Source organism: Mesorhizobium sp. M0019 (assembly GCF_040323975.1).
Taxonomy (GTDB): domain Bacteria; phylum Pseudomonadota; class Alphaproteobacteria; order Rhizobiales; family Rhizobiaceae; genus Mesorhizobium.
The window spans coordinates 98,744-112,727 of sequence record NZ_JAMYVK010000003.1 but is presented as its reverse complement, the minus strand read 5'-3'; the positions used below and the strand labels follow the sequence as shown (position 1 = coordinate 112,727).

The following is a 13,984-nucleotide window of genomic DNA, read 5'->3' as shown; positions in this document are numbered from 1 at the left end:
TCACTCATCCGCCTCGGCGGGCAGGCCGGCGCCGGTATTCGCCCGGTCGAAGCTCACCGTCTTGACCACGGCGAAGACCTGTCGACCAAGCCGAAGCCCCAGTGTCTGCCGCGACTGTTCGGTGATGCGGGCAAGCACGGTTGCGCCATTGCAGTCGAGGCCAATCTCGACCGTAGGCCCTTCGCCCGGCTGTATCGCCACGATCGTGCCCGGCAATATGTTGAGCGCGCTGAGGCCAACCGGCTGCTCGGTGGCGATCATCACGTCGCGGGCACGGATGCGCACGCGCACCGGCGCAGCGACTGGCGTTGCCAGAAGCGGCACCCGGATCTCGCCCGCCAATGAGCCTAGCACCGTCATGCCAAAGGCTTCGTCGTGGCGCAGAACCGCGGTATCCAGCACGGCACCGCCCTCGCCGCGCTCTTCGGCCGGCAATAGATCCAGACGCTGCATGATCGCTCCGGTCGGACCGGAAGCGGCGACCTTTCCTTGCATCAGCACCACGACGTCGCTCGCCAGCCGCGCCACTTCGGCGATCGAGTGGCTGACATAGACGATCGGGATTTTCGTCTCGTCGCGCAGCCGCTCGATATAAGGCAAGATCTCGGCCTTGCGCCCCTCGTCGAGCGAAGCCAGCGGCTCGTCCATCAGCAGCAATTTCGGACTGGCAAGCAGCGCCCTGCCGATTGCCACACGCTGCTTCTCGCCACCGGAGAGTTTTGCCGGCCGCCGGTCGAGCAAATGGCCGATCCCGAGCAGTTCGACCACGCCATTGATATCCGCGTAACGCTCGGCAGCCGGCGTGAACCAGCGGCCATAGCGCAGATTGCTCGCCACGCTCATATGCGGAAACAGCCGTGCATCCTGGAACACCATGCCGATCCGCCGTTTGTGCTTCGGCACGAACAGACCGGCATCGCTATCGACCAGCACGCGGCCCTCGGCCGCGATACGACCTTTGTCGGGGCGGATCAGCCCGGCAATCAAATTGATCAGCGTCGTCTTTCCGGAGCCGGAAGGCCCGAACAGCGCAGTCAGCCGCCCGGCGCTCTCGAAGCGGGCATTGACGGCGAAATCGCCAAGCCGGTGGCTGATGTCGACCTGAACCGTCATTCGATGTCCATCCGCCGGCCGACGCGCCGCGCCAGCACTTCCGAGGCAACAAGTGCCGCCATCGAGATGACGATCGAGATCAGCGTCAGCCTGAGCGCGCCGGCGTCGCCGCCGGGAACCTGCGTGAAAGTGTAGATCGCCGACGGTAGCGTCTGCGTCTCGTTCGGAATGTTGGAGACAAAGGTGATCGTCGCGCCGAATTCGCCCATCGCCTTGGCGAAGGAGAGGATCGCACCGGCGATCAGCCCGGGCAGGATCAGCGGCAGCGTGATCGTGCCAAATACCCATAGCGGATTGGCGCCGAGCGTGCCTGCGGCCGCCTCGATTTTGCGGTCGACGGCCTCGATCGACAGCCGGATGGCCCGCACCATCAGCGGAAAGCCCATCACGCCGCAGGCGAGCGCGGCGCCAGTCCAGCGGAAGGAAAAAACGATGCCGAAATGTTCGGCCAGGAAAGCGCCGGCCGGACCACGCTTGCCGAAGGTCAAAAGCAGCAAATAGCCGGTCACCACCGGCGGCAGGATCAGGGGCAGATGCACCAGACCATTGAGCAGCGTCTTGCCCCAGAACTGGCCGCGGGCAAGCACAAGAGCGATCAGAATGCCCGGCGGCAGGCTGGCAATCATCGCCACGGTCGCCACCTTGATCGACAGCCGGACCGCATTCCATTCGTCGGGAGCGAGATCCAGCAGCCAGTTCATGTGCGGTGCCGTACGTCAGTTGCTCGGCGCGAGGATTGTAAAACCTTGCGCCTTGAAGAGTTCGCCAGCCTTGGCGGATTGCAGGCATTTCAGGAATGCCGGGGTATCCCTGCTCTTCGAATCCGCAAGCTGGGCGACTGGATAGATGATCGGCGGATGGGTACCCGCGGGGAAAGTGCCGACCACCTTCACGCCAGGCTCCGCATGCGCATCCGTGGCATAGACGATGCCGAGTGCTGCCTCGCCGGTCGATACCAGTTTTAGAGCGGCGCGGACATTCTCGGCCTGCGCCACCTTGCCTTCGACGGAAGACCAGACACCGAGCGATTCGAGCGCCGCCTTGCCGTATTTGCCGGCTGGCACTGCCTTGACATCGCCCATGGCAAGTTTGCCGTTACCGACCAGCCCGGCAAGATCGAACCCCTTTTCGATCCTGGTCTCGACCTTGGAATCCCGCGGAGCAATCAGCACGATCTGGTTACCGAGCAATTTCACTTCGGTGCCGGGCTTGGTCAGCTTCCTGTCGGCAAGATATTTCATCCAGTCGAGATCGGCCGAGATGAACAGGTCTGCCGGCGCGCCGCTTTCAATCTGCCTGGCCAGCGCCGAGCTCGCCGCGTAGGAAATGGTTGCCGCCTCGCCGACATCGGCCTCGCAGGCCTTGTTGACGGCATCGAGCCCGTCCTTCAGGCTCGCTGCGGCAAACACGACCACCTTGTCATCGGCATGGGCCGCCGGCACCGCGGCCATCAGGATGGCGGCGAGACCCGCGATGGCAATCGTCGTCGAACCTTTGCGCGCCAGCATGAAACTCTCCTCGTCTCGGAACGCCCGAAGCCGTCCATCGATATATTCATGTGAACATAACAAGGAAAGGCTCTTTACCGGCGACGGCATTCTGAACCGAGGTTTTCCCGGCCTGCGACAATCGTCGTTGGATACAGCGGCGTCGAAGCCGAAGGAAATATTCACATGAAATCAGCGACCCGGGATTGGGCGTGAGGTCGACGTCTGCCGATCGAGATGGATGCTGACAACGCCCGAGGGCGCAGCCGCAGTAGGCAATGTCGATATGCACGGTCAGCTATGGTGCTAGACCGCGATCGGCGCCTTGATCGTCGCGTCGGCGAAATAGTTCTCGAGCCGGAAATCCTCGAAGCGGAAGGCAAAGAGATCCTTCACCTCGGGATTTATCCAGAGCGTCGGCAACGCCTTGGGCGTGCGCCGCAATTGTTCGCGCGCCTGCTCGAAATGGTTCGAGTAAAGATGCGCGTCGCCGAGCGTGTGGATGAAATCGCCGGGTTTCAATCCGGTTACGTGCGCCACCATCAGCGTCAGCAACGCATAGGAAGCGATGTTGAACGGCACACCGAGAAAGATATCGCCCGACCGCTGATAGAGCTGGCAGGAAAGCTTGCCTTCAGAAACATAAAACTGGAACAGGCAATGGCAGGGCGGCAACGCCATGGCCTCCACCTCGGCCGGGTTCCACGCCGAAACAATCAGCCGCCGCGAATTAGGATTTTTGCGTATTTCCTTCAGAAGATTCGCAATCTGGTCGATGGCGCCGCCATGGCCGTCCGGCCACGACCGCCACTGTTTGCCATAGACCGGGCCGAGATCGCCGTTCTCGTCGGCCCATTCATCCCAGATCGAGACGCCGCGATCGTTAAGATATTTGATGTTGGTGTCACCGGCCAGGAACCACAAAAGCTCGTGGATGATCGACTTGAGGTGCAGCTTCTTGGTGGTGGTGACCGGAAAGCCGCGGGCCAGGTCGAAGCGCATCTGGTAGCCGAATACCGAGCGTGTTCCGGTGCCGGTACGGTCACCGCGATCAGCGCCGTTTTCCAGCACATGCTTCAGAAGGTCGAGATACTGGCGCATCGGCTCCGGTCCGATTCGGGTTGTCAGCCATCATAGCCGAATGACCGTCGGCCGAACACAGCAAAGCGAGACGATTCCAGCAGAAGCCTCACCGGCACCGGCGGCGAGGTTGCTCAGAGCGAGCCGAGCATGCCCAGATCCTTGGCGACGAGATAATAGAACGTCACCCGGCTCTTGCTGTTGTCGGCCGCCATCGCCTTGCAGGTCTTTTCGATAGCCGCATCTGCCTTGGCGCCGTCGGTGACGCCGAGCTTGCCGGCGACCCAGCTGTTCCTGACGCGCTTCAGTTCCTCCGGGTCGGTGCAGGACACCAGCGAGGAATCGCGGTTCCTGAGCGCGATGCCCAGATGCTTGACGATCTTGGCGACCGCGTCGGCATCCGCCGCCGCATCATATTTCTTTACGTCTGCGAGATAGTCGGCCATCGAATTTCCCCTCGTCGGCGCCACGGGATCCGGTCGATGAGGATTGTGGCGCGCTGCCGCAAATAATGCGCTAGGTCTCCTCACCGCCACAAAGCTTCGGTTGAGACCGGTGGCAAGTCAACCCCTTCATGGTCCACTTTGACACGGACGAAAGTGGCATTCCGGCCTTTCATTTTCCACCGCCAGTCCCTATATTCGCTTCGTCGGCTTGACCGACTATGGCGATAAACAGGCGATGAAATAAGCCGTTCGGACCCGGGGGCGGTACCCGGCGCCTCCACCAAAAACCGCTGCTCAAGAGCGGCTTTTGCTGGGGGCGAAATAGGATCGACGAAGGTGTAAAGATCGTACTTTTGCCCGGCATTGTACCACCGTTATCGGGCTAAACTTATAGTTGCCAACGACAACTATGCGGAAGCGCGTCTCGCCGCGTAAGCGGTGCGATAGCTTCAATTCAAGCCCTAGTGGTTCGCACTTCTAGGCGGGGTTCGGAGGTACCTGGCAACAGAAACCTCCATTTCTCCCCTTTTTGATATGTGCGGCTGCAGGCTCGCCCGATATGTGCAACTGCAGGTCTGGGCTTTTTACGCCCTGATACGCCCTGGCGCCGCGGCGTTCATACCAGTCCCTGGCTGATCGTTTCGATCGCGCTGCCAAAGGTCTCGTCGGTCGCCTCATGTGACAGAAGCATCTCATTGTGCGCCCTGCCCGTCCTGATCATCGGAAAACAATTGGCGAGCTTGGCAACACGACAGTCAAGGAGCACCGGCCGGTCCACATCGATCATTTCCTGGATCGCATCATCAAGGTCGGCTGGTTTGTCGCAGCGCAGGCCGACCGCTCCGAACGCCTCGGCCAATTTGACAAAATCGGGCAAGGCCTCGGAATAGGAATGCGCGAGGCGGTTGCCGTGAAGAATTTGCTGCCACTGGCGAACCATGCCCATATATCCGTTGTTCAGAATGAATATCTTGATCGGCGCGTCGTACTGGACTGCCGTCGACATCTCTTTCATGGTCATCTGAACCGATGCGTCGCCGGCGATATCGATGACGAGGCTGTCCGGATGTGCGATCTGCACGCCCAGCGCCGCCGGCAGGCCGTAGCCCATCGTCCCAAGGCCGCCCGAACTCATCCAGCGGTTCGGCTTTTCGAAGCCGTAGAATTGGGCCGCCCACATTTGATGCTGGCCCACTTCAGTGGTGATGTATGTGTCGCGATCCTTCGTCAGCGCGTAGAGACGCTGCACCGCGTATTGCGGCATGATCACGTCCTTGTTCATCTCATAGGAGAATGAATTGCGCGCGCGCCAGCCGGCGATCTTTCTCCACCAGTCCTGAAGGCCGCTTCCATCCGGTTTCTGAGGCAATGCGCGCCACAGACGAACCATGTCCCCCAGAACATTGCCGACATCGCCTTGTATGCCGATATCGACGTGGACGTTCTTGTTGATCGAGGACGGATCTATATCGATATGGATCTTCCTGGAGTTGGGCGAAAAAGCATCCACACGCGAGGTCACGCGGTCATCGAAACGCGCGCCGATACAGATCATGGTGTCGCAATCGTGCATCGCCATGTTCGCCTCATAGGAACCATGCAGGCCGACCATCTTGAGCCAGTTCTTGCCTGAGGCGGGGTAAGCTCCAAGGCCCATCAGCGTCGAGGTGACCGGAAAGTCGGTCAGTTGAACCAGTTCCTGGAGCAATCTCGATGCTTCCGGGCCGGAATTGACGATGCCGCCGCCGGCATAAATAACGGGACGGCTGGCATTGGCCATCAGTGCTATCGCCTGGCCGATCTTGCCGATATCACCCTGCAGCTTCGGTTGATAATTTTTCAGCGCAGCAACGTCCGAAGGCGGCGTGTACATGCCCGACGCAAACAGAACATCCTTTGGCATGTCGACGAGAACAGGCCCCGGTCGCCCCGACTGGGCGATGTGGAATGCCCTATGGATCGTCGAGGCCAGGTCGTTGACGTCTTTGACGAGCGAACTGTGCTTAGTGCAGGATCGCGTGATTCCAATCGTGTCACATTCCTGAAAGGCATCGGAGCCGATCAATGTTGTCGGCACTTGTCCGGACAGACAGACGATCGGCACTGAATCCATCAGCGCGTCCTGCAGGGGCGTCACGGCATTTGTCGTGCCTGGGCCTGACGTGACCAGCATCACGCCGACCTTGCCCGTGGACCGGGCATAACCCTCGGCGGCATGGCCGGCGCCCTGTTCATGGCGCACGAGGATATGCTTGATGTCGTCCTGCTGGAATATCTCGTCATAGATCGGCAATATGGCCGCGCCGGGATAGCCGAAAATATGCTCCACACCATTGTCTTTGAGTGCGCGGAGAACGATCTCCGCTCCTGTCATGCGGTTGCTCGTATGCTGAATGGAATTATCGCTTGTCATGGTTCTGTCCCGTAGCGTGATGAGGATGGGTTGACGGGGCATCGCCGAAATCGGGCGTAAGAAGAATTTCGGGCATAAAAAAAGGCCCCGTCGGGAGCCTGTTTGTCGCGCACGGACGGCTGTCGCCGGATGGTTACACCATCCTGCCCGTGCGCTTTCCTACCACTGCAAGAACCATTGCGATCTTCATGATGATCGCTGCTACACAGAAAATCGCGCATCGTCAACGTCTCAGGCTGAGGCGTCTCAGAGGCGAAAGCCCAAGGGCCTCCCATCATCGGAACCTCCGATGGCAGCATTCGTTTCTTCCCGTTTCCCTTCTTCCACGCCTTTGCGGGACAAGGCCTCAGTTTCTCGCCGCGTGTGGTCATGCCCGGCGAGCTGCCTCATGGAGAGATAAGATGAACCAGGAAACCACACCGAAACACGAACGCATCCTGATCGTTGGCGGCAGTTCCGGCATGGGGCTGTCGCTGGCCGAACAGCAGCTTGCCGCCGGCGCCGAGGTTACGATCGTCGGCCGCTCCGAGGACCGGTTGTCGGCCGCACGGCAGCGCGTGCCTCACCCCGAAGGGCTGAGGACGATCGCAGCCGACGTCACTAGCGAGGACGAGGTCCAGCGCCTGTTCCAGGATGTCGGCACGCTCGACCACATCGTCTCGACCGCCGCCGACGTTACCGGCGTCTATGTGTTGCTTCCCGAGATGGATATCTCGGTGGCGCGCAAAGTGATGGATTCCAAAGTCGTCGGGCCGCTTCTTCTTGCCAAGCATGGCGCGCCTCGTCTGACGCCCGGGGGATCGATCACGCTGACCTCGGGCATCGCCGCCTATCGTCCGGCGGCGAAAGGCTCGGTGGTGGCAGCCGTTAATGGGGCACTTGGCTCACTCGCCTACGCGCTTGCCGTCGAACTGGCGCCGATCCGCGTCAACGTCGTCTCGCCGGGCTGGGTCGACACGCCGATTTGGGATGCCGTCGTCGGCAGCGGAAAGGCGGCCGCGCTGGATGCCATGGCAAAGCGTCTGCTCGTCGGCCGGATCGGCCAGGCAGCCGACATTGCCCAAGCCATCACGTCCCTCATGCACAACGGCTTCATCACCGGAACCGTGCTTCATGTCGATGGTGGCCAGCGGCTGGTCTAGTGACGGCCAGACCTCGCGAACCATTGCGAGGAACAGCCGCATGACCGGCGCTTGAATGCGCCGGTGGCGCCATACCATGGTGACCGGCGTCACCGGACTGCTTCCGACCCAAGTCAGCACGACGAGATTGGCGTCAGCCGCAGAAGCCACGAGACGCGGAACCAGCGCGCAGCCAAGACCGGCTGCGACAAGGCCCCGTATCGCACCCATGCTGGCGAACTCGCCGACGAGTTTTGGACGGTCAGGCAACATTGCGGCAAACGTTTCGTCGAACATCCGCCTATAGACGCAACCGGGCTGGGTCACGAGGAAGGCCTCGTCAGCCAGATCGTCGGGCGTTATGGCAGAATATCCGGCCAACCGGTGATTTGCCGGCATTATGGTGACGAGCTCTTCTACTGCCACTTGCTCGCTTCGCAGCTCCGGCGCCGCCGCCGGGACGGCTCCGAAATGGAAAGATACGTCCAGCGCCCCGCTTGTCACGCCGGCACGCAACCCACTGCTATCGTCCGCCCTGAGGTTCAGTTCCACATCGGGATGGCGCCGATGGAATTCCGCCAGCAGAGCTGGTAAGCGTGTCGAGCAAAGCGTCTCCAGGCCGCCGACAGTCAGGCGACCGGCAACCGTGCCGCTCGCGTCGGCGACTGCGGAACGGGCTTCGTCCGCGAGGTCGAGGAGATCGTTTGCGTAGTCCAGCAGGCGTTGTCCCGCCGCCGTCAGCTTCAAGCCACGCCGTGACCTGTCGAACAGCGACGTGCCCAGATCGCTTTCCAGCGCCTGGATCTGTTCGGTCACGCTCGATTGGGCAAGATGAACCCGCTCGGAGGCGCGTGTGATGTTCGAGGTGGTGGCGACCGCCACGAAGGTTTTGAGATGTCGAAGCTGCATGTCCTGAACCCGTCATATAGGCATAGGCTGCTTTGAACCGGGACCGCAAACGTGAAAAGGCCGGGAACATCGCCCGGCCTTTTTGTCTCGATAGGCGAAGTTTACTCCGCCGGCGCTTCCGCGACGTCCCGGCTGCGGCCGAGCGTTATTTTGGCCAGTGTGAAGGAGATCGCCGCGCAGAGCGTGATGCCCGCCACCATCGGCAGCGGCGTGCCGTCGAAAAACACGCCGGCGACGCCCATGGCGACCGCCCCGATGGCGAAGTGCAGCGTGCCCATCAGCGCCGACGCGGTACCGGCGATCTCGCCATGCTCTTCCATGGCCAGCACCGACGTCGTCGGGATGACCAGGCCGAGAAAGCCGTAGCCGATGAACAGCAGCGCCGCCATCACGTCGAGCCGGTCGACACCCGATGCCATCACCGCGAACAGCACCACCATCGTCGTCGCATAGCCGGTCACCGCGACGCGCACCACGCGCTGCAGCCCGAACCGCTCCGACAGCAACCCGGTCAGCTGCGACATGCCGATGAAGGCAACCGCATTGATCGAGAAGAACACGCTGTAGACTGAAGGCGACAGCCCGTAATGATCGATCAGGATGAAGGACGAGCTCGACAGATAGACGAAGAAGCTCGCAATGCCGAAGCCGGCGATGGCCGTCAGGCCAAGGAAGTTGCGGTCGCCCATCAGGAAGCGGTAGCCGGAAAGTGCCGTCCCGAAGGACGAACCGGCGCGCTCTTCGACCGGCCGTGTCTCCTTGAGCGAGGTCGCCAGCAGGATGGTGGCGAGCACGGCCGCGCCCGTCACCGTCCAGAACACGGCGCGCCAGCCGAAATTCTCGATGATCTGGCTACCGGTCAGCGGCGCTAGGATCGGCGACACCGAAAACACCAGCATCAGCAGCGACATCAGCTTGGCGGCCTCGGTGCCGGTATGCAGGTCGCGCACGATCGCACGCGGCACGGCCATGCCGGCGCTGGCGCCGAGCCCTTGCAGGAAACGGAAGGCGATCAGCCATTCGATCGAGGGAGCCAGCGCCGAGCCGACGCCGCCGACCATGAACAGCGCCAGGCCGCCGTAGAGCGGCAGCTTGCGGCCGACCATGTCGGAGATTGGTCCGACGACGACCTGGCCGAAGCCCATGGAAAGAAAGAAGATCAGCAGGCTCATCTGCACCGCGGCAGTGCTGGCATGCAGATCCTCGCCGATTGACGGCAGGGCCGGAAGATACATGTCGATGGCAAACGGGCCGATCGCGGACAATAGGCCGAGCACGACCGCAATGCGGAGGAATTTGGCGTTCATGATAGCAGGCTCTTTCGAATTCTGGTTGCCGCCGAGGACCGGCGTGTAACCCTAGGACGTTCCATCCCGTGGAGTTCCGACTCTTCTGCGGAACGAAACCCCCTTCGTGCAAGTCCACAAATTTAGACAGGCTTGTCTAATTCGTCAACCATCTCTATCTAGTTTTGCATGAAGGCCAACGTCTCTCCTGACATTTTCCCGCCGCGAGGCCACGAGGCCAAGCGCATGTCGATTGTCGATGCCGCCGCCTCGGTCTTCTGCCGCGAAAGCTTTGCCGGTGCCAATATCGACATGATTGCCGCCGAGGCCGGCGTCTCCCGCCAGACCATCTACAATCATCACGGCGACAAGGAAAAACTCTTCGTTGCCATCGTCCGCGACCTCACCGAACGTTGCAATGCCGGCATCTTTGCTACGATTTCCACTTTTCCCGATCAGCCGAAGGATCTCGAGGCCGACCTCATCGCCTTTGCTGTGCGGATGAACCACAACTGCATCTGCAACCGCGACGGCAAATTCCTGCGCAAGCTGATCCAGACCGAGGGCGGGCGCTATCCCGAGTTGTTCGCCGAATGGCGCGAAGAAGGACCGGGCAGGACATGGCCGGCGATCGCCGCCCGCTTCGCCCGCCTCGCTCATGCCGGCTTCCTTGACATCGACGATCCCGATGTCGCAGCGCGCCAGTTCATGGCGCTTGCCAATGCCGAGTTGCAGACGACGTTCATGCTCGGCGGCACACCGACCGAGGACGAGGTGGTGCAGTCGGCGACAAATGGCGTGCGCACCTTCCTGCGCGCCTTCGGCAAGCGGCAGCCTATGGCCCGGGCAAGCAAACAGGGCGCGCTCGCCAGCGCTTGACGATCAAAGCCGTTTGACGATCAAATCGTCGCCAATGGGCTTCGCTTCCGCACGCCGGCGATCTATATCCGGTTTACGCCGCGCTCAAGCTTGATTACAGCTATCAGGACGATTCAACGGAACCCGACAGCCACATGGCCGACGACCACATCCGCTACGACATTCTGGCCCAGGAGGCGTTGCGCGGCGTCATGCGCAAGGTCCTGGCCGAGGTCGCGCGCACCGGTCTCCCGGGCAACCATCATTTCTTCATCACCTTTCTCACCGGCGCGCCGGGCGTGCGCGTGTCGTCGCGGCTGCGCGAGCGCTATCCCGAACAGATGACCATCGTCATCCAGTTCCAGTATTGGGACCTGAAGGTGAGCGACACCGGCTTTGAGGTCGGGCTGTCGTTTTCCGACGTGCCGGAGAAACTGGAAATCCCGTTCTCGGCCGTACGCGGCTTTTACGACCCGTCCGTCAACTTCGAGCTCGAATTCGACGTCAAGACCGATACCCCGGCGGAACAGGAGACAAAGGCCAAGCCTGCTCCCGAACCGCTGGCCATCGTCGCCGAGAAAAAGCCCGAGACGAAGAAGAAAACCGCCGAAGCGGAAAAGAAGCCTGCCGCGGCCGACGCCGGCGCCAAGGGCGCCGACGTGGTGTCGCTTGACGCCTTCCGCAAGAAGTGACCCGACGGGCGGCGTGACATGGCCGAGATCGTCAATCTCCGTCAGGCACGCAAGCAGAAGGCGCGAGCCGAGAAGGAGCGCCTGGCCGAACAGAACCGGGCGCTGCATGGCCGTTCCAAACCCAGCCGGGATCGCGACCGCCTGATCGCCGACAAGGCCGATAAATTCGTCGCCGGCCATCGCCGCGAAAATTCGGGCGATTCGGACAAATCCGATGCTTGAAGTGTGAGTAGGATCGTCTCGTGAGCCCGGTGGAAAAGCGCTCGGTCACCATTCGCGGCCACCGCACCAGCTATTCGCTCGAAAAGCCTTTTTACGACGACCTGGGCGCCATCGCGGCCGTGCGAAAACTGACGCTCGCCGCGCTTGTCGCCGAAATCGACGAGAGCCGCCCGCGCGATGCCAATCTCTCCTCGGCGCTCCGGCTCTATGTGCTGGATTGGGCCAAGCGCGGCAAGTTGTAGCCTTCAGGCAACGCTATCCTGTTTTCTGCGCCGGATACGGAAGCCCAGCAAAGCCGAGCGGTCGCGTTCTTCGGCCTGTTTCTTCGATCTGACGCGCATCAGGTCCTTCCAGCCGACATAGCCCACCAGCCGGGCATTTTCTCGCGTGACGACCGGCAAATGGGACACGTTCGCCATCAGCAGCTTGTCGGAGAGGCCCTCGAGATACTCATCCGGATAGGCCAGCGTGACCTTGCTGCCGGCCAGCAGTTCGCCAAGTGTCGTCGTGCGGTGCTTGCCGGCGCGTCTCCAGCGCAGGATCGCCGGCGGGTCGATGACGCCGAGCACGTGGCCCTCTTCATCGACGACCGGAAAGCTCGGATGCCGCGTCTCGGGCGCCGTCAGGAACGCTGCCGCGCCATGCAGCGTCATCGTCGCCGGCACGCTTTCGACCTCGCTGGTCATCACCTCGCGCACCCTGGTCAAGGCGAACGGATCGACACGGTATTCGCGAACCAGGTGATGCCCTCGCCTTGCGATTTTTTCGGTGAGGATCGAACGCTTCATCAACAGCACGGTCACCGCATGCGCCGTGGCAGTCGCCGCGATCAGCGGCACCAGGACATGGGTGTTGCCGGTCAGTTCGACCGCAAAGAAGGTGGCGGTCAGCGGCGCACGCATGGTGCCGCCCATCGTCGCCGCCATCGCCAGCAGCGCCCAGAAGCCCGGATCCGCGGCCGGCAGGAAGCCGGCGAGGACCGCGCCCATCGCTCCGCCCATGATCAGCAGCGGCGCCAGCACACCTCCCGACGTTCCCGAGCCGAGTGCGACCGACCAGATGATCGCCTTCACCACCAACAGGGTGAGCGCGGCGGTCGCTATCGTGCGGCCATCCAGCATGTCGGCGATATTGTCATAGCCACAGGAATGAAGCTGCGCGGCGTCCATTCGAAGAGCAGCAATTCCACCGCAGGCATGATGGCGGCGATCGGCGTTCCGAACACGGTGGTCATGCCGGCCGCCGCACCCGCCACCAGCAGCGTCTTGCGTTCATTGTCGCTGACCGGCAGCATCTGCGCGATCAGCGAACCGATGGCGCCGCCGGTCATGATGATCGGCCCTTCCGCGCCGAATGGCCCGCCGGTACCGATCGAGACCGCCGACGACAATGGCTTCAGGATTGCCACCTTGGCGTCGAGCCGCGAGCGTCCGAGCAGGATCGCCTCGATGGCTTCGGGAATGCCATGGCCGCGAATCTTTTCGCTTCCGAAGCGAGCCATCAGACCGATGATCAGTGCCCCGATGACCGGAACAAATACCGAGGCATAGCCAAGCGGCGTATCCTGCAGTTTCAGGTCGGCGAGCGTGAACTGGCCAAAATAGGCGATGTTCGTGGCAAGCCGGATCAGCTTCAAAAGGGCAATGCCGGCAAACAACCCCGCCGTCGCAACCACCACCGCTATGCCGGCAATGAGCAATACCCGGGCATCGGTGGTAAAATCGCGCAGATGGCCGGGGTTGGCGTGATCGGACTTCATTTGCAAACCTTGCTTTCTGGCGGCGTGGCGACTTGCGGATGGGTCGCCGGCCGTGCCACCGAAGATGGCGGGCACGAGCCATGTTGGTGCGCTCTGTATCGTAACACGATATAAATGTTCAAGGCCCGTTTGCGGCTTTGTCGGAAAGGAATCGATGGCAGACACTTCGAAGCCACAAAAGCGCGGCGCAACGATCGGGCCGGCCGACTACCAGAGGCTGTCCGAATTTCGTTACCTGATCCGCCGCTTTCTCGAATTCAGCCAGATCCAGGCGCAGGAAGCCGGCCTGACACCACGCCAGCATCAGGCCCTGCTTGCAATCAAAGGGTTCCCCGGCGGAGAGCCAGTGACCATTGGCGACCTCGCGGAGCGCCTGCGCATCCGCCATCACAGCGCAGTGGAATTGGTCAACCGTCTTTGCGAAGCCGGGCTGGTCGCGAGGGACCACGACGAGGAGGACCACCGCCGCGTGCTGCTGCGGCTGACCGAGCGCGCCGACGACAGTCTCGCCGATCTGTCAGCCGCTCATCTCGACGAACTCGGGCGGATCGAGCCGATGCTGAAGCGCTTGCTTGCTGGACGCGACACATAAGGGATG

Annotated in this window: 13 protein-coding genes, 1 other RNA gene and 2 pseudogenes; 7 read left to right on the top strand and 9 right to left on the bottom strand. The window is 61.8% G+C overall.

Going from position 1 to position 13,984, the window contains the following annotated elements:
• From modC to NKK47_RS03970, 5 genes are all read right to left on the bottom strand, one after another.
• On the bottom strand, positions 1–1,113 hold the full coding sequence (modC, locus tag NKK47_RS03990; protein WP_352456519.1) for a molybdenum ABC transporter ATP-binding protein: 1,113 nt from the start codon (positions 1,111–1,113) through the stop codon (positions 1–3).
• Positions 1,110–1,814: a molybdate ABC transporter permease subunit gene (modB, locus tag NKK47_RS03985; protein ID WP_023676699.1), complete on the bottom strand. Its 705-nt coding sequence runs from the start codon at positions 1,812–1,814 to the stop codon at positions 1,110–1,112. The genes modC and modB overlap by 4 nt, the downstream gene beginning before the upstream one ends.
• Before the next feature lie 15 nt (positions 1,815–1,829).
• The gene (modA, locus tag NKK47_RS03980; RefSeq protein WP_352456520.1) at positions 1,830–2,621 is read right to left on the bottom strand and encodes a molybdate ABC transporter substrate-binding protein; all 792 of its coding nucleotides are present in this window, start codon (positions 2,619–2,621) and stop codon (positions 1,830–1,832) included.
• A gap of 285 nt (positions 2,622–2,906) precedes the next feature.
• On the bottom strand, positions 2,907–3,701 hold the full coding sequence (locus tag NKK47_RS03975; protein ID WP_352575146.1) for a thymidylate synthase: 795 nt from the start codon (positions 3,699–3,701) through the stop codon (positions 2,907–2,909).
• Between the two features lie 113 nt (positions 3,702–3,814).
• Positions 3,815–4,126: a DUF2853 family protein gene (locus NKK47_RS03970; RefSeq protein ID WP_023676702.1), complete on the bottom strand. Its 312-nt coding sequence runs from the start codon at positions 4,124–4,126 to the stop codon at positions 3,815–3,817.
• A 163-nt stretch (positions 4,127–4,289) separates the two neighbouring features.
• On the opposite strand from NKK47_RS03970, the gene ssrA reads away from it, so the two are divergent.
• Positions 4,290–4,645: a transfer-messenger RNA gene (gene ssrA / locus NKK47_RS03965) on the top strand.
• 97 nt (positions 4,646–4,742) lie between these two features.
• Here ssrA and NKK47_RS03960 read toward each other — a convergent pair.
• Positions 4,743–6,539: an acetolactate synthase 3 large subunit gene (locus NKK47_RS03960; RefSeq protein WP_352575144.1), complete on the bottom strand. Its 1,797-nt coding sequence runs from the start codon at positions 6,537–6,539 to the stop codon at positions 4,743–4,745.
• Between the two features lie 401 nt (positions 6,540–6,940).
• On the opposite strand from NKK47_RS03960, the gene NKK47_RS03955 reads away from it, so the two are divergent.
• Entirely contained in the window at positions 6,941–7,681 is a 741-nt protein-coding gene (locus NKK47_RS03955) for an SDR family oxidoreductase (protein WP_352456522.1), read from the top strand.
• A 66-nt stretch (positions 7,682–7,747) separates the two neighbouring features.
• On the opposite strand, the pseudogene NKK47_RS03950 reads toward NKK47_RS03955, so the two are convergent.
• Positions 7,748–8,569: pseudogene (locus tag NKK47_RS03950) on the bottom strand (LysR family transcriptional regulator); the annotation flags it as partial.
• A gap of 101 nt (positions 8,570–8,670) precedes the next feature.
• On the bottom strand, positions 8,671–9,876 hold the full coding sequence (locus NKK47_RS03945; RefSeq protein ID WP_352575142.1) for a multidrug effflux MFS transporter: 1,206 nt from the start codon (positions 9,874–9,876) through the stop codon (positions 8,671–8,673).
• Positions 9,877–10,044: 168 nt separating this feature from the next.
• On the opposite strand from NKK47_RS03945, the gene NKK47_RS03940 reads away from it, so the two are divergent.
• The 4 genes from NKK47_RS03940 to NKK47_RS03925 all read left to right on the top strand — a co-directional run bounded on the left by NKK47_RS03940 (position 10,045) and on the right by NKK47_RS03925 (position 11,869).
• Complete coding sequence (locus NKK47_RS03940; RefSeq protein ID WP_352456524.1) at positions 10,045–10,734, top strand: TetR/AcrR family transcriptional regulator; 690 nt, start codon at positions 10,045–10,047, stop codon at positions 10,732–10,734.
• A gap of 134 nt (positions 10,735–10,868) precedes the next feature.
• A complete protein-coding gene (locus NKK47_RS03935) occupies positions 10,869–11,405 on the top strand; it encodes an SspB family protein (protein WP_023676707.1) in 537 nt (178 codons plus the stop codon).
• 18 nt (positions 11,406–11,423) lie between these two features.
• Complete coding sequence (locus NKK47_RS03930; RefSeq protein WP_023676708.1) at positions 11,424–11,627, top strand: DUF4169 family protein; 204 nt, start codon at positions 11,424–11,426, stop codon at positions 11,625–11,627.
• Positions 11,628–11,647: 20 nt separating this feature from the next.
• Positions 11,648–11,869, top strand: a complete 222-nt coding sequence (locus tag NKK47_RS03925) for a ribbon-helix-helix domain-containing protein (protein ID WP_352456525.1) — start codon at positions 11,648–11,650, stop codon at positions 11,867–11,869.
• A gap of 3 nt (positions 11,870–11,872) precedes the next feature.
• On the opposite strand, the pseudogene NKK47_RS03920 reads toward NKK47_RS03925, so the two are convergent.
• Positions 11,873–13,386 (bottom strand): annotated as a pseudogene (locus tag NKK47_RS03920) (chloride channel protein).
• 154 nt (positions 13,387–13,540) lie between these two features.
• Between NKK47_RS03920 and NKK47_RS03915 the strand changes: the two are divergent.
• Positions 13,541–13,978, top strand: coding sequence for a MarR family winged helix-turn-helix transcriptional regulator (locus NKK47_RS03915; protein ID WP_352575140.1), 438 nt, complete (start codon positions 13,541–13,543; stop codon positions 13,976–13,978).
• The last annotated feature ends 6 nt before the right edge of the window (positions 13,979–13,984 follow it).